The sequence below is a fragment of the Bacillus sp. DTU_2020_1000418_1_SI_GHA_SEK_038 genome, assembly GCF_032341175.1.
Lineage (GTDB): Bacteria > Bacillota > Bacilli > Bacillales > Cytobacillaceae > Cytobacillus.
Genome location: NZ_CP135435.1, coordinates 2670291 through 2692979, shown reverse-complemented (window position 1 = coordinate 2692979; position 22689 = coordinate 2670291). Strand labels below are relative to the sequence as shown.

Sequence of the window (22689 nt, the reverse complement as noted above, 5' to 3'; positions counted from 1 at the left end):
GTTATCAGTTTTTATTGTAAATGCCAGTTTTTGGGCAGCAAAAAGACTAATTTTCGGCAGTTGAACATATATATTATTAGGGAGGGGATGAGGATCACTGAAATACATGTGAAATCAAGAGAGGTTCTCTCTGCAATATTGAAAGGGATAGATGAGGGAATTCATGTAGTTGATATAAATGGGAAGACCATTTATTATAATGAAATTGCCGCCAAGCATGATGGAATGAATGTCGATGAAGTATTAGGCAAGCCGCTCGTAACAGCATTTCCTTCATTAGATGAACAAACAAGTACACTATTAAAAGTAATTAAAACAAATAAGCCTATTTATAATCAATCACAGTCATATGTCAATGTACATGGTCACCAAATCGAGACTATAAATACAACATTGCCTATTAGAGTAAATGGGAAAACGGTTGGTGCAGTTGAAATTGCAAAGGATTATTCCAGACTAAAGCTCCTTTCTGAAAGCTTGCTAGATTTACAGAAAAAGATGAAGTCTGCAAAGAAGAGTAAAAGAAGATCATCCAGCAATACGCAATATACGCTAGACAGTCTTTTAACTGTTAGCCCTGAGTTCATTGAAGTTAAGAATGAGGCTAAGAAACTGGCAAAATCAGACTCTCCTATCATGGTATTTGGTGAAAGCGGATGCGGGAAGGAATTATTTGTACAAGGAATTCACCATGCTTCTTTAAGAGCAAAAGGTCCATTTATTGCTCAAAACTGTGCTGCGATTCCAGAATCATTGCTAGAAAGCATTTTATTTGGTACATCTAAAGGCAGTTATACAGGAGCAGTTGATCGTCCTGGTCTGTTTGAGGTAGCAGATGGGGGCACACTTTTTTTAGATGAAATTCATACAATGCCTATTGAACTGCAAGCAAAGCTTCTCCGTGTTTTGGAGGACGGTCATGTAAGGAGGGTAGGAAGTACGGAGAGTACCTTTGTGAATGTTCGAATTATTGCAGCGATGAATATACATCCCCAAAAAGCAATGGAAAATCAGCAAATAAGGGATGATCTTTTTTATCGATTAAATGTATTAACTTTTAGATTGCTTCCATTAAGAGAGAGAAAGGAAGATATCGGGTATTTGCTCGACCATTTTGTTTCATCTTTTAATAAAGTATTAAAGAAAACAGTTAAAGGTGCTGACAATCATGTTCTGGAACGATTCCTTGCCTATAAATGGCCGGGTAATGTTCGAGAATTAAAGCATACCATTGAATATATGATGAATGTCTGTGAGGAAGAATTGCTGACCACGGATGATCTCCCTGTGATGATGAAGCAAAATTTCAGTATGTTTAAAATAGAGGATAACAAATCTAAACTTTCCTTAAGAGAGAATATGCAGAAGCTAGAGGAAACCCTTATTCTGAACGCTCTAAAGCAATCAGACGGAAATGTTAAAAAGGCTGCAGAGCTCTTGGAAATTCCTCGGCAGACCCTGCAATACAAGTTGCAGAAGCTCGAAAATAATAAAGTCTACCAGGCTTAAGTATCTCTTTTACGAATGCCGAACAATCGGCATTTTTTTCTTGCCTTCGATGTTGAAAAATTACCCCTCAAAAAAATTTAACTGGCATAAAGTCTTAATAATACAGGACATTTTAAGTGGATTAGGCATAAAATGTATTGGAAATTAGGATTTTGGCACAGTACTTGCATGTATCTTTAATAAGAAAATTTTTGAGGAGGAATATTATGAAATCATATTTGTATAAGCCTAATCGTCATTGGAAGGATATTGAGCTTTGGAAGGATGTTACTGACGAACAATGGAACGATTGGTTATGGCAATTAACAAATACCGTCCGTACGGTTGATGATTTAAAGAAAGTTATTAATCTTACACCTGAAGAAGAAGAAGGTGTGAGAATTTCCACAAAGACTATTCCCTTGAATATTACTCCCTACTATGCTTCTTTAATGAATCCGGATGATCCCCGCTGTCCAATTCGGATGCAATCAGTGCCCATTTCACAGGAGATTTACAAGACAAAATATGATCTGGAGGATCCGCTCCATGAAGATGAGGACTCCCCCGTCCCTGGATTAACGCATCGTTACCCAGATCGTGTTCTCTTTCTTGTAACCAATCAATGCTCCATGTATTGCCGCTATTGTACGAGACGCCGTTTTTCTGGACAGATTGGAATGGGTGTCCCTAAGAAACAACTTGATGCCGCGATAGACTATATTAGAAATACCCCGCAGGTAAGAGATGTTCTCATATCCGGCGGTGACGGGCTTCTGATTAATGATAATATATTGGAATATATTTTAAGAAAACTTCGGGAAATTGATCATGTCGAAATTATTCGAATTGGAACAAGAGCGCCGGTCGTGTTTCCGCAAAGAATTACCGAAAACCTCTGCAATATTTTGAAAAAATACCATCCAATTTGGCTAAATACTCATTTCAACACATCAATTGAAATAACAGAAGAATCGAAAAGAGCTTGTGAAATGCTCGCCAATGCTGGTGTGCCAGTTGGCAATCAATCTGTAATTCTCGCAGGAATAAATGACAGTGTTCCTATTATGAAGAGACTGATGCATGACCTCGTTAAAATTAGAGTGCGTCCATATTATATTTACCAATGTGACCTATCTGAAGGAATTGGCCATTTCCGCGCACCAGTATCAAAGGGGCTGGAGATTATTGAAGGACTTCGCGGGCATACATCAGGCTATGCAGTTCCAACATTTGTCGTTGATGCTCCTGGAGGCGGTGGAAAAATAGCTCTTCAGCCTAACTATTTAATTTCGCAAAGTGCTAATAAGGTAGTTCTTCGTAACTTTGAAGGGGTTATAACGACTTATCCTGAACCTGAGAACTATGTATCAGGGCGTGCGGAAGGTTACTTCAAGGAAATCTATCCTGATATGGAAGTGAAACAATCGAACGTTGGGATCGCTGGATTAATGAATGACCAGAAATTTAACCTTGTTCCTGAAGGATTAGTACGCCTTGAGCGCCGAGAAATATATGAGCATGATCCATCACACATATCGTTAAAGGATAAACGAGAAAAACGGGATCAGCTAAAAGAGAAGAAGTTCATGGCTCAGCAAGTGAAGCAAAAACCTAATGATTTAGATATAAAAGCAATTGCGAGTGAATAAGGGGGTTCATTTAAGTGAAGGAAACATGTGCTTGGTGTGAGAGTGAAAAGATTAAAACCGGAATCGGGGATGTTTATTGGGAACTGCCCGATGGGTCAAGGGCGATAAAAATAAGTGAAGTCCCTACCACCTTTTGTCACAATTGTCAGATGGAATATCAAACAGATAGGCTAGTGAAAGAAATTGATGACCAATTATTTCTAATCAATACGAAGGAGATCGGGCAAGAAACGACCTATACAAATTTAATGGGGCAGCCAAAACTTTTGAAAAGAAATTATTTCGATTTTACAACGTGATGTGATATATCTCATAGTTCACAAAGTATTCACGTTTTTTTCACAAACTCCTATTCTCCACTCTTTATAATGAATATAGGGGATATTCATATACTAGGGAGGAAGAATGATGGAACTAACTTTAATGATTATGCTTGCAGTTGCTATGTTTGCTTTATTTTTATGTGGATTTTATGCAGGTGTAATTAAAGAAAAGTATGGGAAAAACTGGCTTCAGGCTGTTCCAATTACAGTGGCGATTTTAATGTTTAACATTATTTGGATTCTTACTGAATTAGCTAAATCATCACGCTATCAGTAATTAAATTTCTAATTGGAATGTCAAAAGCTCTTATATAATTTGAAAAAAGCAACCTAAAAATTGGGTTGCTTTTTTCTATGGACGAAAACTCAGTTTTTCGCGTATAGTATGTATACGATATTAAAGCAAAAATTGAACTTTTCATTAAATTTCCAAAGAGGCGGTCATTATGGCAAAAACTTTTTATCATTTTTTAATGAAATATCGGCATCCTTCACCAAAGGATAGGATTAGCCGTTTTGCAAATCATGCATATTTAGATCATGACTTTCCGAAAACATCATCAGATTATCATGAAATTAGCTTATATTTAGAATTAAATGGATCATATATGGAAAGTATGGCAGTCTTTGATGAAGCGTGGGAATTATATATAATATCAGAAGGATAGGCAGGGTGACTCTTTTGGAGTTGCCCTTTTTTTATGTCCGCCTTCAATTTGTTTGACATTTCCGCTTTCTATTCATTTTTAATCAGTTTTTCTATATACGGACCGATTTTTCCTATCCTTGCATATAATATCTTAATCAAATTTCACGACTCACACCTGGAAGGATGGAGGAAATGAGCGATAGGAAAAAATCAAAATATAATATCGGTGATACAGTCGTGATCACTATATATGGAACTGTTGGGAAGATTACAGATGTAAAATGGCTAGACGGGATGTATGTATATGAGGTGAATAAAAGTGAAGGTCTTTTTATGGAATCCAGTCTCAAAATGCTCTCCGAGTTTGAAGGGGAAATCATCGAGAAGGAGCATATTGATATAGAGTATAAGTACTTTTTTGGTGATTTAGTACAAGTAAAAGGCTATGGATCTGATCTGTTTAAAGTAGTAGGATTTCGGACAGAGATTTGGCGCTATAAGGAAGATGCCTGGGAGGATATCATTTATGAACTCACAAGAATTAGCGATGGTGAATGGCTTGAGGCAGGGGAAGAGGAATTAACCATTGTTGCCGATGCGGAAAGCGCGGATGCTTTCATCCAAAAGCTAGGACTATTATATTTGCTGAATAAAAAAGAAAAACTGCCTAAACTAATTGAAAAGAAGGGCGGGGCCCCCAATTTCAGAAAAGCCGAGAAAGAAATATTAGATAGTATACGTGAAAGAAAATTATTGATTGATGGTTTATTAGATATATATAATGATTACCGAATTCTATATGAGATGTTTCGTGATGAGGAATATAAACATATTATGCGGATTATTGTCAGAAAACTAAAGCAGATTTCCAGCAATGATGGAAAGAGTACTGTTTAGCCTTTTTGGCCAAACATGAATAGCAGATAGGCAATATAGGGAACACCCAAAAACAGAATGATCTTAAACATGCCTTTTAATACTAGACCGTAAAAATTAATAATGATACTATCCTCATTGTTTACATCCTTTTTTATGGCTGAAGCTAATGTAGAAATATTCATGAATTTTTCTCCTCCAATATTAGATTTATCCACCAATACAGTTTCTTAAGGATATTTATATGCTTGTCAGTGAGAAAAATGTCAGGAGAAAAAATTAATTTAAAGGAAAAGCTTACTTGAAAATGACTAATTTTAGCATGAATGTTAGGAGAACGTCATACATTCTCTAAAAAGGGGGCGGCGCTGTGAGAGAAATTGAGGTTATTATTGATACGGAGGAAATTGCAGATTTTTTCTTTCATGAGCTAACAAGAAGAGGTTTTGTGCCTGCTGAAAATGAATTAGAGGAACTAGCAGATATCGTTTTTGATTATTTATTGCAAAAGTGCATTATCGATGAAGAAGTTGACCATGATTAATATAGAAAGAGGCAGTCCAATATGATGCCTGGCACCTTTGCTCTAGGACAGCCTCTTAGCTAAAATTGATATTACATATGAACGATTTATTCTCTTGTTTTATACGCCTCTTGATTGACAAGATTAGGAGGCTTCTTTCCTTGTAATCCATCTGTTAAGTTTCTTGCGGCAAGCTCCCACATCTTTGTTCTCGTCTGAATACTGGCACTGCCGATATGGGGAAGAGTGACAACATTAGTGAACTGCAATAGGGGATGATCAGTAGGAATGGGCTCCTGTTCAAAAACATCCAGTCCCGCACCCCAAATTATTCCCTCTGATAATGCTTGTACAAGATCTGCTTCATTTACAATGCCGCCTCTCGCTGTATTGATTAGTATGGCGGTCTTTTTCATTTGTTTCAATTCTTTTAATGTGATCATGTTCCGCGTTTGCTTAGTAAAGGGGGTAAGTACACAGACAAAATCTGATGTTTGCAATAAAGTATCGAGGTCAGCATATTGAATATCAAGCTCGGCTTCTAATAATGGCTTAGGAGTTCTGCTATTATATAATATTTTCATATTAAAGCCTTTCGCTCTTCTAGCTACTGCAGCTCCAATTTCTCCTAAACCTATGATCCCTAATGTTGATCCATGTACGTCCATTCCAGTCAAAAACATTGGTGACCATGTTTTCCAATTCCCTTCACGTAAGCTATTTGAAGCTTCAATCAATCTTCTAGAAGTTCCAAGTAAAAGCGCAAATGTAAGATCAGCTGTCGTTTCAGTCAATACACCAGGTGTATTCGTAATCATGATTCCACGAAGACTAGCTTCCTCTATCTGAATATTATTATAGCCTACAGCTAAATTGCTAATTACCTTAAGATTGCTTCCTTGATCCAGGACTTCCTTATCGATATTTTCAGTAAGTAAACAAAGTAAACCATCATATTGATGGACAATATCAAGTAATTTCTCCCTTGGTACTTCCTCATCCTCAGAATCCCAAAAATCAACTTGAAAGTTTTCCTTTAGATAATCTAACACATGCTGAGGCGGCTTTCGGGTAATAAATAGCTTCATAGTAATAAAAATTCATCCCCTATCTACAATGGAATTTGTTGAAAAATTCGTTCAATTATCTGTATTGTAACATTACCAAGTAAAAGCATATAGGCTGAAAAAAGTTTTTTATTTATGAAACCTTTAAATTAATTGATTCGTAGTATCTTTGATTAAGGAAAATAATAAAGGAGGAGTATGGAATGTCGTTTTTTAATAAAGTCTTGGCAAGTGTTGGAATTGGGGCTGCAAAAGTGGATACGAAACTAGTTCAGGATACAGTTACTCCAGGCGGGGAAATTAGAGGGGTTGTTGAAATTCGGGGAGGAAATGTAGAACAAAAGATTGATGCGATCTACTTGTCACTTAACACAACGTATTTGAAGGAATCAGATGATAAAAAGTACACAGTTACAGGCTTAATTGACAGTTTTCGAATCGCTGAATCATTTAATCTCCTAGCCAATGAACGTAAAGAAATTCCGTTTTCCTTCATCATTCCATCGGATACTCCACTTTCTATCGGGAAGACAAAGGTATGGGTTTCGACAGGTCTTGATATTAAAAATGCTGTTGATCCTACAGATAAAGATTATCTTCGAGTTGTACCTAATGAACTTATGGAATCCGTATTCCAAGCAATAAATGGTCTAGGCTTTCGGTTAAGGGAAGCAGAATGTGAGTATGCATCTAGCCGTCTCCGCAGCAGATTGCCATTTATTCAGGAATTTGAATTTGTCCCATCTTCTGGTCCATTCCGTGGCCGTTTAGATGAATTAGAAATTACCTTTTTCCCAATTTCAAGCAATGAAATTGAAATATTAATGCAGGTTGATAGAAAAGTAAGAGGATTAGGAAGCCTGTTTTCCGAAGCACTCAATTTAGATGAATCACATGTACGATTCTCTGTAAACCGAGCAGATATGCCGCAAATGCAGCATAGAATTCAATCCATCATTCAGCAATACTCATAATTTGATACAAAAAAATGAGCCCTTTGATCCAGATAAGGGCTTATTTTTTCGAAAAAATATTTTACTCCTTAATAACAGGAGAAATAAAACTAGTAAACTTATAACTTGGCTTTCTAAATTCTTCGTCAGATATGATGCCGTGTACGCCTAACCGTTGCATAATTGGGAATTGGTACTGCTTCTTAATTGTCCAGGAAAAAATATCAAAACCTAATAATTGTGCCTTATTAATAAAGGCTTTCGTTAATAATTGGTGATGAATGGACAGGAAAGAGGCATAAGGCCTATACGAAGCCAATTGAAGTAAATCTAAAGGCTTGTTTAACAATAGTCCGGTTGCGATGTCAGGTACATGTTCCTTTAAACGTTTCAGCTCGTTAATGTTAAAGGATTGGACCTTTACGAATTCCGGATCCATCCCATTTTCAATATGGCTTATTAATATATTTGATAAAATATCAATCATTCCTGGCTGTTTTTCAGGAGACTTTACATCAATTAATATACCAATTTTCTTTCCAAAGAGATAGAGTACTTCCTCAAGGAGTGGAATCCTTTCATCGCTGAAATCTTTAGAAAACCAAGAGCCAGCATCAAGCATTTTCAATTCCATCACAGTCAAATCACTGATAAATCCGGTCCCGTTAGTTGTCCTTAAAACATCTTCATCATGAATAACAACTAGCTGCTCATCTTTGCTAAGTCTTACATCAAGCTCAATATAATCAAACCCAAGATCAACAGCTTTTTGAAAGGAAGCAATTGTATTTTCAGGAGCATAATAGGAGGCTCCCCGATGAGCAATAGACTTGAATGGATGCAGCGGCTGCAGATAATAAAAAATGTTGGAAATCACTAACCAAAGACCAAGAAAGATGCAGGTTAAAACAGGTCTTTTAATGGGCGATGTTATGATCATTTCTAGCCTCCTTATATTATTTTTATATTATATGAAACTACTTCCTCGAATGTAAGCGCTTTCTTTGTAAATAATCCTTTGTTCGACAAAAGTAGTAGTTTTTTGATGAAGGAAACGACAAAGGGAGTATCTAATAGAAGGTGTAAGCTTATCTGAAATATTTGAATATTTAATTATATTTTACTTAATATATTCCATCTTATCAAGACATGGGAAATAATTTATTTCTTAAGGGGGAATTATGATGCTAAAGGAATTAACTAGGGTTAAAAGGAAGGAATATGATGTAACGATTTTCCAAACTCCTGAATTTCGACAAAACAAAGGATATCGGCAAGTTTATCGATTAACTGTGGAGGCGTCTGACCATGATGAATGCATATATTCGGTCTTTTCGACATTTAATGTTCATGACCGGATCCCTAATGACTTTAATGGAAGATTCATTTCTACAGGGGATATTTTGTATATTGATGAAGGACGGAAAGGGCAATATTATTTTCAATTAAAACCGGGAGGCTGGCAGGAGATTAACCGCATTCATATTAGATAGAAAGAGGAGAGCTATAGGCTCTCCTTATTCAATATTCGAACCAGGTCCATTTTTCCGTTTTTGGGCAGTAAATTCCTTACCGTGAGCCTCTTGTTCAGCGATAATTGCCTCTTTCGGAATGTGATTATTTTTTTTTGGTGAATTGATTCGATTTCGATGTTTTTTACCCATTTGCAGCCTCCGTTTTAATTCTTACTGATCGTTTTCACTGTTTTAGAAGTATTAGGCTCTGTATTTGATCTAGATGTTGGGTTTGTTTCATTAGCGTGCTGAACAGCCTGCCTAAGTTTTTTACTCATTTTTTCCTGTGCCACTAATCAACACCTCCTGATTTGGCTATAGATAGCTTTCCCGTAAGCCTTAAAAACATGCTGAATGAATGGAACGTTTTAAAGCTGGGATATATTATGATATAGTGAGGGAGGGCAGTTACCCTTGAGAAAATTTGGGAGGCTAAATGAATGAGTATACATATTGGTGCCAAAGAAAATGAGGTTGCTGAAACAGTCCTTTTACCAGGGGATCCGTTGCGTGCAAAATATATTGCGCAAAACTTTCTAGAAAATGCAAAATGCTATAATGAAGTTCGAAGTATGTTTGGGTATACAGGTACATACAAGGGCCATCCAATCTCTGTTCAAGGAACAGGTATGGGTGTACCATCTATTTCTATCTATATTAATGAACTCATGCAAAGCTATAATGTTCAAAATTTAATCCGTGTTGGTACTTGTGGGGCTATTCAAAAGGATGTAAAGGTACGGGATGTGATCCTGGCCATGGCCGCTTCAACAGATTCACAAATGAATAGGATTACATTTGGCGGAGTCGATTATGCTCCGACAGCTAATTTTGATTTACTTAAACGTGCTTATGAAGCAGGAGTACAAAAAGGACTTCAGCTTAAAGTCGGAAATGTATTTACTGCTGATATGTTCTACAACGATAATTCAGAATTAGAAAAATGGGCAAAATATCAAATTTTGGCTATTGAGATGGAAACATCAGCTCTTTATACGTTAGCGGCGAAATTTGATCGCAAGGCATTATCTGTCTTAACAGTTAGTGACCATATTTTAACCGGTGAGGAAACAACTGCCGAAGAAAGACAAACAACCTTCAATGAAATGATCGAAGTGGCTCTTGAAGCGGCGATAAAAGAATAAAAAATGAATCGAACTGGTTTGATTTATGAACCGGTTCTTTTTTATTATTATTGGAACAAAACAAACTTCTGAAAAAAGTTCTTTTTCATGTTAAAATAATAGGCGGTAAAAGTAATCAAAGATAGGTGAAAAAATGAAAAAGATTGTTGCATTAACCGCTATATTGTCTATTATGCTTACAGGCTGTAATCAGCTTCAGCCATATTTAGAGAAGATTCCTTTTTTACAAAAGGAAGAGTCTGCTAAAGAGCAATTGGATGAAAACAAACAGCCACAAGAAGTTTCAGCTAAGGAAGAGGACAGCGGAACTGCCAAGAATAACGACAGCCCGGAAAATGATATTCCTTCCCTTGAAGCGAATTATTTTAATGAAATTATGACAGTAGATGGAAAGCGAATTATTCAAAATCCAACGAATCATATGGTTTTAGTAAATAAACAATTTGCTCTTCCAGACGGGTATGCCCCTGAAGATTTGATAAGACCAGCAGTTTTGTTTTCGTTTGGCGAACAGGATATAGAAAAAGCCTATTTACGGGACGAAGCGGCTAAAGCCCTTGAAGCGATGTTTACGGAAGCAAAGAAGCAAGAGATTCATTTATTTGCCGTATCCGGATATCGTTCATTTGATAGACAGAGAGCCGTATTTGATGCAGAAGTAAGCAAATATGGCGAGGATAAGGCAATACAGGCTGTAGCCTTTCCGGGCAGCAGCGAGCATCAAACTGGATTAGCCATGGATATTTCCAGTCAAAGTGCTAATTTTGAGTTATCAGAGGAATTTGGTGAAACGCCAGAAGGAAAATGGGCCGCAGAAAATGCCCATCGATTTGGTTTTATTCTTCGTTACCCTAAAGGAAAAGAAGAAATCACTGGGTATAAATTTGAACCTTGGCATTTCCGGTATGTTGGTAAAGAAGCAGCAGCTGTTATATTTGAAAAACAGCTTACTTTAGAAGAATATTTTGAAATTGTGAAGAAAATATAGGAGGGGTCAGAATATGTCTGGCCTCTTTTCTTTTACATGATTTTTTTCGGTTTAGGTATTTTCTTTGTGCTTTTTATGATAGAAATGGTATTCTATTCATTAAGGATTTCACAGAGGAATTTTTGGTTATGAAAGTGGTGAGAGGTTTTGCAAGAGAAAGATGTCAATCAAGAACCACCGGTTAAACAAGCGGGCTTTATTCGTATGAAAAACTTCCATTTTGTTATGCTCGTGTTATTTATTGTGTTTTTATCAGTAGGGATCACAGGATTTGCACTAGCTTTTGGCGATGAAAAGGCTGTAGATATGGGTACCCGTGACCGAAAGGAATTTGAAAAACTATATGCGGCATTTGATACGTTGAACAACGCCTATTTTCAGGAGGTTGACCAGGAAAAATTAATCAATGGCGCCATAAATGGCATGGTTGACGCACTAGATGATCCATATTCGGATTATATGACTGTAGATGAGGCAAAAAGCTTTCATCAAAGCATTTCTTCTTCCTTTGAAGGAATCGGTGCAGAAATACAAGAGCAAGGCGGATTCATTGTCATAGTGACCCCAATTAAGGGCTCTCCAGCTGAAAAGGCTGGATTAAAACCAAATGATAAGGTGCTTTCCGTTGATGGGAAAAGTATTCAGGGAATGAGTGCCACAGAGGCAGTTACCTTAATTAGAGGGAAAAAAGGGACAAAGGTTGAACTGTCAATTCAAAGACCAGGTATGGAGGAAGCACTAACAGTTCCGATTATTCGTGATACGATTCCGATTGAGACAGTTTATGGAGAGATGCTAGAGAATGGCATTGCAAAGGTCCAAATCACTTCTTTTTCAGAGAACACGACAAAGGAATTAATCGAAACCTTAAATGAATTACAAGGTCAAGGGATGAAGGGGATTGTACTTGATTTAAGACATAATCCCGGCGGTCTTTTAGAGCGGGCAATCGAGATTTCTAGTCTTTTTGTTCCGGAAGGGAAAACGATCTTCCAAATCGAGGATCGAAATGGAAATCGAGAGGAAGTTAAATCTAAAGGATCAAAAAGTCCCAATATTCCTCTAGTTGTTGTCATTGATAAAGGAAGCGCCAGTGCTTCAGAAATTCTTGCTGGTGCTGTTAAAGAATCAGCAAATGTATCCTTAGTCGGCGAAAAGTCATTTGGTAAAGGGACTGTACAGCGTGCAGAGGATTTTGTAGATGGCTCCAATTTAAAGTTTACAACCGAAAAATGGTTGACTCCAAATGGCAATTGGATACATAAAAAAGGAATTAACCCTGATTATGAGGTTACACTTCCTGAGTATGCATCATTGCCTGTTATTGATCCAGATCAGGAATTAAAGCTTAGCTCTTCATCTGCACAGGTAAAAGTTGCTCAGCAAATGCTTAAGGCTATTGGCTATGACTCAGGAAGAGAAGATGGATTCTTTGATGAACAAACAAAGGATGCAGTCGAAAAATTCCAGGCGGCTGAAAAACTTGAGGTTAACGGTGTTTTAACTGGAGATTCAACTATAAAATTAATGGAAAAGGTAAGAGAAAAACTAAATCAAAATGATACGCAAATTCAAAAAGCCGCGGAAATTTTGAAACAACAGCTAGAATCTTGATCATTAATGTAGAAAAGCACTTTCAGCTGAGAGTGCTTTTTTGCATTAGCAAAACACACCGGGTATAGAAACACCTCTACTTTCCAACAATGAAGTTAAGGCAGTCTTAGATTTTATTGAAAAACAAAAAAGCTTTATTAAAAAGCTTTTCCACATAAAGAGGTGATGTGTTTGATTAAACGATGGATCATTCTATGTTTCATTTGTGCTGGGTTAAGTGCCTGTACATCCTTCTCCTCTGAAAGAAACCTTAAAGAAGATGATCATTCCAAATCGATGACTGTTATTGAAAAAGTGATTGAAAGAAACATTCCTCCTATTCCATCAGAGCCGTTAAAAATGGCAAAAGAGCCAAAGAATTTTTTATTAATTGGTGTTGATAGCAGGGGAGAAGAAAATTCACGTTCGGATACCATTATGCTTGCACGATATGAGCCAGCTGATAAAAAGATTAAGCTTGTATCTCTCATGAGAGATAGTTACGTTAAAATTCCAAATCATCCATTGAACTATAGTAAACTCAATCATGCCTATTATTTAGGAGGAAAGGATTTGTTGAAACAAACAGTTGAACAAAATTTTGGAGTAACCATTGATCATATTGCCGTCATTGACTTTAAAGGATTTATCAGCATGATGAACACGATTGCTCCTAATGGCCTTGAGGTTGAGGTTTCTCAAATAATGATTGATGATATGAATTTAAGTGTAAAACCGGGAAAGCAAAAACTTCAAGGTGAAGACCTCTTGTCATTCGTAAGATTTAGGCATGATGATATGAATGATTTTGGAAGGGTTAATAGGCAGCAGGAGGTTCTCATTTCACTGAAAGATCAGACAATTAAACAATTTGCAACAATTGATGGAATTGCAAGGTTTCCGGAAATGATCAAGCATACTATGCAGAACGTAGAAACGGATCTGAAGTTTGACGAAGCCTTTTCTCTTGGTGCCAGCTTTCTCTTAAATCCTGTTAATGACGTCCAAACATTAAGAGTACCCATTTCTAATAGCTTTGAAAACAAACATTATCAGCATGCAGGATCTGTTTTGCAATTGGATTTTATGGAAAATGAAGAAGCGATTAAGGATTTTTTACACGAAAAATAAGAAGCGGGCTTATGCCCGCTTTATGTATTCTCGGGTCTTTACAATTGTAACTAACAAGGTAATGGGATAAAATGTGTCTTTAGGCATAGTGTGATGAGGTGATTTCTTGAAACAAATTGTTCACCTTAATGAACAAATAAGACAAGAGGTAGCTACGGTTGAAAACGAGTGTGAAGAGCTAGGAAAAATACTTCAAGGCAAGTATGAAAACAATTTTAGTATGCTGACGGAAAAGTTAATAATCGAGCTATTACGTGAAAAAAAAGGAAAGTCTGCAACACAGGAAGATCTATTTTCAGATAGCTATAAGTCCTATTTAGAAATAGGGGTAGAAATAAATGGGATATATTATCCTAATGGATATATTCCTATATGGAAATGCAAGATGGAAATGTTTCATACAGTAGGCTATCTAATAAATTTAAACCTGAATTCTTTAGAGAAAAAATTACAAAAAATGATCGAAGAAATTTATGAAGATCATAGGAGAGAGCGGGAAGTTACATGATATTGACAGAAATATATGTGTTGGCGGGGTTTTTAGGCAGCGGAAAAACAACCTTATTAAAGCAGCTGTTAATAGAGGAAAAAAAGCAAAATCGAAGAGTCGCTGTCATGATGAATGAGCTTGGAAAGGTATCAATTGATTCAGACGCAATTGAAGAGGATGTCCCACTTAAAGAACTGCTGGATGGATGTATTTGCTGCAGCATTCAAGATAAATTAGAGGCACAGCTTCAGGGGCTGCTCATGATTGAAAAACCAGAAGTCATTTATATAGAAGCAACTGGTGCGGCCCATCCAGTTGAGGTGCTAGATGCAGTACTTTCACCTTTATTCGCAGATAAAATCCATGTCAAGGGTATCATATCGGTGGTTGACGGATTTAGATGGCTTAACCGGAAAACATTGAGCCCTCAAGTACAGCAGCTTTTAATAGAACAGGTTCGACATGCTGATTTAATCCTTTTAAACAAAACCGATGAATTATCTGAGGAAGAGCAAGCTAAACTATCTATGGAAATACAGGGACTAAATTCCCGTGCTTTTTCCGTTTTAACCGCATTCTCAAAAGTACCTGTTGAGTATATAAAGAAATTATCATTTAGTACAAAAGAAAGAACGGTCCTTTCGCATGTGAAAAAGGATTTAAAGTTAAGTTCTTATGTTTATAAGTTTGAAAAGCAAGTTGAACAGGAAGAGTTTGAAGACTTTTTAAGGAATCTACCTGATACGATGTACAGGATAAAAGGGTATATAAAATTTTCATATTCGAATTTTCCTTTTCTTTTTCAATTTTCTTACGGCATGCCAATCTATCTGCAGGAAAATATGAATATGCCCCTTAATTTAGTTTTTATCGGAGAAAATATCAACTGGCAGGAGATAGAAAGGCAGCTTAAAGTATTAGAGAAAAAAGAACCAAGCTTTTAATGAAATCGTGTAGTCAGCACGATTTTTTGTTTAAAAATGAATACATGTATCGGTTTTTTGGAAGACTTTCATAGAGGAACTAAGAAATTATACGAAGAAATTGAGTGGAGAAAATGAAATTTTTCATTGCTTTTCTACTGTTTATCACTACATTTATCCATGATACTAATGTTCAAGCTAGTGAAAGCTTGGTGGGACATGAAATTGAAATGCTGCCATGGGAACAGGTTAATAAAATTTTGCCCAAATTCTCAAAATTCACCGTCATGGATGTGGAAACAGGTAAAAAGTTTAAAGTACAAAGAAGAGCTGGCAGTCACCATGCTGATGTTCAGCCCTTAACATTAACAGAAACTAAAATAATGAAGGAAATCTATGATGGAAAATGGAGCTGGAAGAGGAGAGCGATTATCGTTATCCATAAAGGAAAATGGCTTGCAGCCTCCATGCATGGGATGCCCCACGGAGCTGGTGCCTTGCAGAATAATTTTCCCGGGCATTTTTGTATTCATTTTCATGGAAGTACAACACATCGTACTAACTTTATGGATCTATCCCATAAATTAATGATATTAAAAGCTGCAGGAAAGCTTAAGGAATACGCTGGCAGTGCCGATCCTTATGAAATAATCAGTGCTTATATTACAGGGTATAAACAGCAGGATGCTAGCATTGTTTCCTCCTTTTCACTGCAAGAAATGAAAGGGAAAGGCAATCTAAAGAAGATTGAAAATATTAATTTGAATCGTATGGCCATTTTACCTGTTGAAGATCTATCCAATGAATTAAGTATAGAAGTACCTGTTGAAATAGATATGACTATTCGAAATGCAGGAAGAAAAAGCTTTAATGAAAGCATATATTTAGTCCGTTTTTCATATGCAGACCCATGGAAAGTAGATACCGTTCGTTTCTTGCAGGATATACACAAAAAAACTTGAGATTGCCTCAAGTTTTTTTGTTTTTGCTATTTTTTGCTATCTCTCACCAAATTTAATAAATGTTCTTTCATCTTCTACTAACCCGCAGGAACCGCATTGAACTTTAATTTCCGGTCCTTTATATGCCATATGGAACGGGCTTAAATTTTCGTTCGTAAATTCTTCCACAAGATCTCCTGTGTGAGGGTCAAGTTTAACGGATTGCGGAACCTGTCTAATAATATTAAAGCGGCTCCTATTAGTTTTACAATTCGGACAGCAATATGGGGTACCCATCAAGTTTATCTCCCTTCAGCATTATTTTATCTATTTTTTGCATATCCCATTTTATTTATGTAAAAATGGAATAATAAAGGCCTATCAAAAAAATAAGATGGTGAGAGAAATATGGATTATCAAAATTTATTAGATGAATATCGAAAGCTCTGGAAAAATCGTTCCCTATCAGCTGATGAGTCTGCAGAATTTATATTAAAAGAAGCTATTGTAAGAGAGCTGAAAGATGAAAATGCTCATCCAAGAGTTCGAAAAACATTAATGGAGAAGTATTATATGGCAACAAAAAGAATCATCGAATCAGAGTTGTCTGAACGAAGTAAACTAGCTTTAATCGAATTGCATGTAGTGCTGATGGAGTTCACAAAATAGCATACAATCATTAAAATGGACTTCACAGATTAAACACATATAGGCCATATAATATGGAAAAAAGATTAAAAGAGGAGAATTCAGTGCCCATATTAGTCCGATTGTTGATTATATTTGTGATAGCAATATTATTATCCTCATGCACCAATCAGAAGTATCTGCCCATACAAGAAGATCTTTCTATTGCTGCAACGGTTAATATTAAGGATATGACTGTTTCTTTTATTGATATCAAAAATATGAAAAAGCTTCATGATTGGGACCTTAAGAAGCCCTATACAGGTGCCGTTATTCTCCCAGATGGAGATACACTATTATTATTTGGGAAACAAGTAGAGACAGTTGACTTATTTTCTTTAAAAGGCGGAAAAATGATTAGCAGCTGGAAGACCGGTAAAGGAATTGTTAATGGCAAGCTGCTTAACACCAATTCCAATATAGCTTTAGCCGATCAAAATCTTGGGAAAATCAGATTTTTTAATTTTGATGGAGAAGAGATAGCCCAAATTAAAACGGCGAGTAATCCATTAACGATACTGGAATCTGTTAAAGAAAAAAAGCTGTATGTATTGAGCTTTAGTAAAGAAAAGCTCACTGTAATTGATTTAAATGGTACAAAAAAAGTATCGGAATATGATATACATCCAGCTGCTGCAGGTGCATGGCTTAATGAAGGTGGAAATGAACTCTGGATTGGAGGACATGGTGCCGGTGCAGAGGTGGAAAAGGATATCCATGTGTACAATTCAGATACAGGTGAATTAACATACAAAATTCCGGCTCCATCGATGCCCGTAAACTTTTTGGAATTTAACCATCAAGTTTTTGTACTCAGTCACGGATCTAGTATGCTTTATCAATTAAATGTTGAGGGGAAAGTGATCAATTCGAAAACTATCGGTGCAAATCCCTTTGAAATAGCAATATTCGATCAATATTTAATAATAGCAGGCTATGATAGCAATGATATTCATATTGTAAATCCTGCCACCCTAGAAATAATCAAAACAATACCAGTAGGAAAGGGTCCATTTCGAATTGTGTTAAGGGAGAGAAAGTAATGGAGAAACAAAATATTCTTATCATTGATGATGAGGAGGACATGAGACATCTTGTAGAAATGTATCTGGAGAATTCCGGGTTTCATTGTTTATCTGCAGCTAATGGGCAGGAAGGATATGCTATCCTCAAGGAATCATATATTAATTTAATTATTCTTGATATTATGATGCCTGATGAGGATGGGTATGAAGTGTGTAAGAAGGTTAGAGAAAAATATAATACTCCGATCATCTTTCTATCAGCTAAAGGGGAAGAATGGGACAAAGTGAAGGCCCTTCAGCTTGGCGGTGATGATTATCTAGTCAAACCATTTAGTCCAGGAGAGCTTGTTGCAAGAATTAATGCGGTCCTGCGGAGAAGCGGTCTGACGAAAACGGACACTCATATCCAAATTGGAAAAATAATCATTGACCGTTTGGCTAGAAATGTTAACGTAGCTGGAGAAAATATATCTTTAACACTTAAGGAGTTTGAACTTCTGCTTTGCTTCGTAGATCATCAATCACACGCATTAAGTAGAGAACAGCTTCTTGATTTGGTTTGGGGAATTGATTATATAGGAAGTCTTCGAACGGTCGATACACATATTAAAACACTAAGAATGAAGCTTGGTGCAGGGGATTATATACAGACTGTATGGGGGATTGGTTATAAATTCGAGGTGCCGCACAATGAAGGATAAATTCACCAATAGTCTAACAAAAAAACTATGGCTTACCATAACAGCGGCCATCTTAGTTACGATTATTTATTCCTATTTCCTCTCCTATCTATTTTATGAAAAACTATATGTTAATAATGTAGAGACTTCATTAATAGAGGAAGGAAATCGTTTGGCTAGTGAATATGATGGGGGTCCTTTAAGTGAGGAATTAAAAGATAAAATTGAATGGTATGGAACTAAATCGGAAGCGGAAATTTTTATTGTCAGCAATCCTAGGGAGCTAAGTGCCTGTTTACCTTTTGATATCGATTATGAGGCATTAATAAGCGGAAAGGAAAGAGAACAGCTGCTTAAAGGTGAATCGGTACATAAAGTTGGTTTTGAGGAGCGTTTTGATCGGCAAATTATGGCTGTCGTTATTCCACTTTTAGATGAAACTAGACTTGAGGGAATTATTTATTTATATTTACCGCTAGCAAAAATTTCTGAGGTCACGACAGACTTTGCTTATTTATGGATGATTGCGGCATTTCTATTTTTAATTATTGCAATTTCTTTCGGAACGATCCTTGTCCGCAGGCTGACAAAACCTTTACTTGAGATGAAGGCTGCTGCTGAGCGTGTATCAGAGGGGGAGTATTCAATAAAGATCGACAATCATTCTACAGATGAAATTGGTCAGCTTGCACATGCATTTAATCATATGGCTTCATCTATTCAGCGTGAAGATGAAAGGAAAAAAGAGTTTCTCGCCAATGTCTCTCATGAACTAAGAACCCCGTTAAGTTATGTAAAAGGGTACAGTGAAGCATTAATTTCTGGGATTGCAAAAAAGGAAGACCATGAACGATATGTACATATCATTCATCGGGAAGCAGGAAGAATGGAACGGCTTGTTGGTGATCTTCTTGATCTTTCACGTCTGGATTCGGAAGAATTTAAGTTGGAAAAAATGCCGCTTCCACTTGCTCAAATTATTGAAAACTCTTTGCAAAAGTACGGACCAATCATAAAGAATAAGAATATAGACCTCCATTATCAGCTCGATCCGGATATTATTATAAATGGAGATGAAGGCCGGATTGAACAGATAGTCCAAAATATAATGGACAATTCAATTCGATACACTGACAACGGAAAAATCAGCCTAGAGCTTTATAAAATAAAGGAAGGCTGCTGTATTGAAATGAAGGATACCGGAATAGGAATTCCACCAGAAGATATTGATAAAATAAAGCAGCGATTTTACAGAGTTAATAAGGCGAGGACAAGAAAGGATGGGGGAACAGGTTTGGGGCTTGCGATTGTCGAAAAGATTATTAATCTCCATGGCGGAAAGCTAATGATCACGAGCAACCTTGGTATGGGGACGACTGTTAGGATTATTCTTCCAGTTATCGATCTTTAGTTATAAAGCCATCATATGTGTAATGATTTTGTAACAATAGTAAAACAAGCTCCCTCTATAAAAACTTGTCAACACCGAATTCTTAGTAATATTATGGAGCACCTTTAGGGCCGCTTCCTCAAAAGGGTTATTTATCCAAGTGAATATCATCCAGTCTATTTTTTATAAACCTACTAAATAAAGGGGTTTTACTAGATTCATGTGATGATTCTAGTTTAATTTGTTTCATGTACAACGTAATTGTTAAATCCCCCCAGAAATATTACGAAAAACCATGTGTTATGATGATTGTGCAAGCAAGACAGCACTTAAATAACTCACATCAGGGAGGATACAATAGATGAATAAAAAAATGTTATTTTCAGTAGCAGCAGCGGCAGCTTTACTAGTTTCTAATCCAGTGGTGAATAAGGCAGAAGCAGCATCCAATTGCCCAACACCACAACAAGTTAAAGTTTATTACTCACAACCTGCTAATATAAATTCCGATCAAGTTAATAGCATTCTGCAAAAATACCTTAAGAATTACAATATTCAATTGGATATGAATGAATTAACTAAACAATTTGTTCAACAACCAGTACAACAAAAACCAGTGCAGCAGAAGCCAGTTCAGCAACAACCAGTACAGCAAAAGCCTGTACAACAACAACCAGCAGTACAAAAGCCTGTACAAAAGCCAGTTCAACAGCAGCCAGTACAGCAACAGCCAGCTAAAGCTCCAACAGCACCAGCTTCTTCATCTGTAAGTGCTTTTGAGCAAAAAGTGGTTGAATTAACAAATCAACAGCGTGCTAAATACGGCGTACCAGCTCTTCAGCTTGATGTAAACTTGAGCAAGGTTGCTCGTGCAAAATCAAGTGATATGAAAGCAAAAGGTTACTTTGATCATAATAGCCCAACTTACGGATCACCATTTGATATGATGAAATCATTCGGCATCACTTACCGTACAGCAGGTGAAAACATCGCTATGGGACAACGTTCTCCTGAAGAAGTTGTTAACGCATGGATGAATAGTGAAGGCCACCGTAAAAATATCTTAAATGCAAACTTTACTCATATTGGTGTTGGCCATGTAGCAGAAGGAAACTACTGGACACAAATGTTTATTGGAAAATAATTAATAAAACATTTTAAAAAGAGCAGTGTAACGCTGCTCTTTTTACTGTTATATTATTTTATCCCTGATACTTTATAAAGTTTCAGTAACATCAATTTCAGAATATTGCATGTCGATATTTTTAGGAATTTTCAATTCAAGCGTTCCGTCCTTATATAGAGCGGTTGCCCCCTTTTTTCTCACAAGGGCGGGGAGAATAATGGTATGCTTATCCTCATGTTCAGGTATATGCTCAATAATTATTTGATTAGACGTATGATAAATCCTCATATCCTTCAACCACTGCTCATTTTTTATGGGTATTCTAACAAAAACATCATCATGAGTTTCAAAAACAGAAGAGGGAAGTGAATTCAATTTTTGGCTCTGCCCGTTTCCGTTATTAAATCCGGGCATGATATTTTGCGGATTCATCATACCTTGCATTTGCTGAGGCATCATCTGGTCCATAATGCTTTGTACATATTTGTTAACCTCATCTGGCTTCATCTGCTTCATCATATTCTTCATATCCTTATTAAATGGGAATGAGGACCAAGGAAACATAGGGCACATCCTCCTTTCAAGCAGCTAGAACATTCGTATGGTTTAAGGTATGCAGAAACACGCCTATTCGTTAATAAAATATGTCTTTCATTTGCATATAATAGATGTTCTTAATAGTATATTGATTATATAGGATAAAAAAATAAATGGTATTGCGAGGTATTTCTGTGGGAGGAAAAACAGCTTTAATAACAGGGGGAGCAACAGGCATTGGCAAAAGAACAGCTTATCAGCTGGCTGAAAATGATGTTCATCTTGTGATCAATTACAGAAAAAGCAAAGTGGAAGCTGTCTCACTTGCCGAGGAACTATCAAAAAATTTTGGAACGAAAAATATCGCCATCGGCGGCGATATCACAACTTTAGAAGAATGTCAGAGAGCTATAGATGAGGCTTTGGCCGTTTTTTCAAATATAGATATATTAGTCCATAATGCAGGGCCTTATATGCATGAAAGGAAAGTATTAACCGAATATTCATTTGGCGAGTGGAATTACATCATTAACGGGAATTTAAATGCACTATTTTATTTAAGCAAATTATTGCTGCCTCGAATGAGGGAAAAAGGGTGGGGCCGAATTATTACAATTGGCTTTGACCGGGTTGAGACTGTTCCAGGCTGGATATACAGATCTGCATTTGCTGCCGCAAAATGCGGAGCTGCCTCTTTAACTAAAACAATTGCACTAGAAGAAGCAAAACATCAAATTACAGCTAATATGGTTTGTCCTGGTGACATTACAGAAGATTGGAAGGAAAAAGAGATATTTCAAGCTGTGGAAGTAATAAATGACGACACCCCAATTGGCAGACCTGGGACTGGGGAGGATATTGCAAGAGTGATTTCGTTTCTTATCGATGAAAAATCCGACTTTATTACAGGAAGCATCATACCAGTAACCGGAGGAAAAGATGTATTAGGAAAGGTATTCAGAGATTGATAGATAAAAAAAGATGGGGA

The 22689-nt window shown here is 36.6% G+C and carries 29 protein-coding genes; 22 read left to right on the top strand and 7 right to left on the bottom strand.

The genetic code is table 11. The features are described from left to right. Nucleotides 1-87 precede the first annotated feature (87 nt). From RRV45_RS13295 to RRV45_RS13270, 6 genes are all read left to right on the top strand, one after another. A complete protein-coding gene (locus RRV45_RS13295; RefSeq protein WP_315665173.1) occupies nt 88-1509 on the top strand; it encodes a sigma-54 interaction domain-containing protein in 1422 nt (473 codons plus the stop codon). A 206-nt stretch (nt 1510-1715) separates the two neighbouring features. Beyond that, complete coding sequence (gene ablA / locus RRV45_RS13290; RefSeq protein ID WP_315665172.1) at nt 1716-3140, top strand: lysine 2,3-aminomutase; 1425 nt, start codon at nt 1716-1718, stop codon at nt 3138-3140. A gap of 14 nt (nt 3141-3154) precedes the next feature. Beyond that, the gene (locus RRV45_RS13285) at nt 3155-3439 is read left to right on the top strand and encodes a YokU family protein (RefSeq protein ID WP_315665171.1); all 285 of its coding nucleotides are present in this window, start codon (nt 3155-3157) and stop codon (nt 3437-3439) included. Between the two features lie 106 nt (nt 3440-3545). Next, a complete protein-coding gene (locus RRV45_RS13280) occupies nt 3546-3740 on the top strand; it encodes a hypothetical protein (RefSeq protein WP_315665170.1) in 195 nt (64 codons plus the stop codon). Nucleotides 3741-3909: 169 nt separating this feature from the next. Next, a complete protein-coding gene (locus tag RRV45_RS13275) occupies nt 3910-4131 on the top strand; it encodes a YozE family protein (protein ID WP_315665169.1) in 222 nt (73 codons plus the stop codon). A 173-nt stretch (nt 4132-4304) separates the two neighbouring features. Next, nucleotides 4305-5009 (top strand): hypothetical protein, encoded by a 705-nt coding sequence (locus tag RRV45_RS13270; protein WP_315665168.1) that lies wholly within the window; start codon nt 4305-4307, stop codon nt 5007-5009. Here RRV45_RS13270 and RRV45_RS13265 read toward each other — a convergent pair. After that, nucleotides 5006-5173, bottom strand: coding sequence for a hypothetical protein (locus RRV45_RS13265; RefSeq protein ID WP_315665167.1), 168 nt, complete (start codon nt 5171-5173; stop codon nt 5006-5008). The genes RRV45_RS13270 and RRV45_RS13265 overlap by 4 nt on opposite strands. Before the next feature lie 185 nt (nt 5174-5358). Between RRV45_RS13265 and RRV45_RS13260 the strand changes: the two genes are divergently transcribed. Next, nucleotides 5359-5532, top strand: coding sequence for a YozD family protein (locus RRV45_RS13260; protein ID WP_315665166.1), 174 nt, complete (start codon nt 5359-5361; stop codon nt 5530-5532). Between the two features lie 86 nt (nt 5533-5618). Here RRV45_RS13260 and RRV45_RS13255 read toward each other — a convergent pair whose 3' ends face one another. Continuing rightward, nucleotides 5619-6599 (bottom strand): 2-hydroxyacid dehydrogenase, encoded by a 981-nt coding sequence (locus RRV45_RS13255; RefSeq protein WP_315665165.1) that lies wholly within the window; start codon nt 6597-6599, stop codon nt 5619-5621. A 182-nt stretch (nt 6600-6781) separates the two neighbouring features. On the opposite strand from RRV45_RS13255, the gene RRV45_RS13250 reads away from it, so the two are divergent. Further along, nucleotides 6782-7552, top strand: coding sequence for a sporulation protein (locus RRV45_RS13250; protein WP_315665164.1), 771 nt, complete (start codon nt 6782-6784; stop codon nt 7550-7552). A 61-nt stretch (nt 7553-7613) separates the two neighbouring features. On the opposite strand, the gene RRV45_RS13245 is transcribed toward RRV45_RS13250, so the two are convergent. After that, the gene (locus RRV45_RS13245; RefSeq protein WP_315665163.1) at nt 7614-8471 is read right to left on the bottom strand and encodes a glycerophosphodiester phosphodiesterase; all 858 of its coding nucleotides are present in this window, start codon (nt 8469-8471) and stop codon (nt 7614-7616) included. A 244-nt stretch (nt 8472-8715) separates the two neighbouring features. On the opposite strand from RRV45_RS13245, the gene RRV45_RS13240 reads away from it, so the two are divergent. Next, complete coding sequence (locus tag RRV45_RS13240; protein ID WP_315669033.1) at nt 8716-9024, top strand: YodL domain-containing protein; 309 nt, start codon at nt 8716-8718, stop codon at nt 9022-9024. Between the two features lie 24 nt (nt 9025-9048). On the opposite strand, the gene RRV45_RS13235 is transcribed toward RRV45_RS13240, so the two are convergent. After that, entirely contained in the window at nt 9049-9195 is a 147-nt protein-coding gene (locus RRV45_RS13235) for a hypothetical protein (protein WP_315665162.1), read from the bottom strand. Nucleotides 9196-9209: 14 nt separating this feature from the next. Beyond that, nucleotides 9210-9338, bottom strand: a complete 129-nt coding sequence (locus RRV45_RS13230) for a hypothetical protein (RefSeq protein ID WP_315669129.1) — start codon at nt 9336-9338, stop codon at nt 9210-9212. Nucleotides 9339-9485: 147 nt separating this feature from the next. Between RRV45_RS13230 and deoD the strand changes: the two genes are divergently transcribed. From deoD to RRV45_RS13195, 7 genes are all read left to right on the top strand, one after another. Further along, a complete protein-coding gene (deoD, locus tag RRV45_RS13225; protein ID WP_315665161.1) occupies nt 9486-10190 on the top strand; it encodes a purine-nucleoside phosphorylase in 705 nt (234 codons plus the stop codon). Nucleotides 10191-10323: 133 nt separating this feature from the next. Beyond that, nucleotides 10324-11178: a M15 family metallopeptidase gene (locus RRV45_RS13220; RefSeq protein WP_315665160.1), complete on the top strand. Its 855-nt coding sequence runs from the start codon at nt 10324-10326 to the stop codon at nt 11176-11178. 204 nt (nt 11179-11382) lie between these two features. After that, nucleotides 11383-12792 carry a lmo1851 family serine protease gene (locus tag RRV45_RS13215; protein ID WP_410489382.1) on the top strand — a complete coding sequence of 470 codons (1410 nt, stop codon included), beginning with the start codon at nt 11383-11385 and terminating at the stop codon, nt 12790-12792. Nucleotides 12793-12963: 171 nt separating this feature from the next. Beyond that, nucleotides 12964-13902 carry an LCP family protein gene (locus RRV45_RS13210; protein WP_315665158.1) on the top strand — a complete coding sequence of 313 codons (939 nt, stop codon included), beginning with the start codon at nt 12964-12966 and terminating at the stop codon, nt 13900-13902. A 106-nt stretch (nt 13903-14008) separates the two neighbouring features. Continuing rightward, entirely contained in the window at nt 14009-14410 is a 402-nt protein-coding gene (locus tag RRV45_RS13205) for a hypothetical protein (protein WP_315665157.1), read from the top strand. Next, a complete protein-coding gene (locus RRV45_RS13200; protein ID WP_315665156.1) occupies nt 14407-15336 on the top strand; it encodes a CobW family GTP-binding protein in 930 nt (309 codons plus the stop codon). Before RRV45_RS13205 ends, RRV45_RS13200 begins: the two co-directional genes overlap by 4 nt. Before the next feature lie 113 nt (nt 15337-15449). Continuing rightward, the gene (locus tag RRV45_RS13195) at nt 15450-16277 is read left to right on the top strand and encodes a hypothetical protein (protein ID WP_315665155.1); all 828 of its coding nucleotides are present in this window, start codon (nt 15450-15452) and stop codon (nt 16275-16277) included. Between the two features lie 36 nt (nt 16278-16313). On the opposite strand, the gene RRV45_RS13190 is transcribed toward RRV45_RS13195, so the two are convergent. Continuing rightward, nucleotides 16314-16553: a DNA alkylation repair protein gene (locus tag RRV45_RS13190; RefSeq protein WP_315665154.1), complete on the bottom strand. Its 240-nt coding sequence runs from the start codon at nt 16551-16553 to the stop codon at nt 16314-16316. Nucleotides 16554-16664: 111 nt separating this feature from the next. Between RRV45_RS13190 and RRV45_RS13185 the strand changes: the two genes are divergently transcribed. The 5 genes from RRV45_RS13185 (at nt 16665) to RRV45_RS13165 (ending at nt 21182) form a co-directional block, all read left to right on the top strand. Continuing rightward, entirely contained in the window at nt 16665-16925 is a 261-nt protein-coding gene (locus tag RRV45_RS13185; RefSeq protein WP_315665153.1) for a hypothetical protein, read from the top strand. Nucleotides 16926-17008: 83 nt separating this feature from the next. Continuing rightward, nucleotides 17009-17986: a YncE family protein gene (locus tag RRV45_RS13180; RefSeq protein ID WP_315665152.1), complete on the top strand. Its 978-nt coding sequence runs from the start codon at nt 17009-17011 to the stop codon at nt 17984-17986. Then, on the top strand, nt 17986-18669 hold the full coding sequence (locus tag RRV45_RS13175) for a response regulator transcription factor (RefSeq protein WP_315665151.1): 684 nt from the start codon (nt 17986-17988) through the stop codon (nt 18667-18669). The genes RRV45_RS13180 and RRV45_RS13175 overlap by 1 nt, the downstream gene beginning before the upstream one ends. Then, nucleotides 18659-20059: a sensor histidine kinase gene (locus RRV45_RS13170; protein ID WP_315665150.1), complete on the top strand. Its 1401-nt coding sequence runs from the start codon at nt 18659-18661 to the stop codon at nt 20057-20059. Before RRV45_RS13175 ends, RRV45_RS13170 begins: the two co-directional genes overlap by 11 nt. Before the next feature lie 340 nt (nt 20060-20399). Then, nucleotides 20400-21182, top strand: coding sequence for a CAP domain-containing protein (locus tag RRV45_RS13165; RefSeq protein WP_315665149.1), 783 nt, complete (start codon nt 20400-20402; stop codon nt 21180-21182). 72 nt (nt 21183-21254) lie between these two features. Here RRV45_RS13165 and RRV45_RS13160 read toward each other — a convergent pair whose 3' ends face one another. Continuing rightward, nucleotides 21255-21728 carry an Hsp20/alpha crystallin family protein gene (locus RRV45_RS13160; RefSeq protein ID WP_315665148.1) on the bottom strand — a complete coding sequence of 158 codons (474 nt, stop codon included), beginning with the start codon at nt 21726-21728 and terminating at the stop codon, nt 21255-21257. A gap of 167 nt (nt 21729-21895) precedes the next feature. Here RRV45_RS13160 and RRV45_RS13155 point away from each other — a divergent pair, with 167 nt between their 5' ends. Beyond that, the gene (locus RRV45_RS13155) at nt 21896-22669 is read left to right on the top strand and encodes an SDR family oxidoreductase (protein WP_315665147.1); all 774 of its coding nucleotides are present in this window, start codon (nt 21896-21898) and stop codon (nt 22667-22669) included. Nucleotides 22670-22689 lie beyond the last annotated feature (20 nt).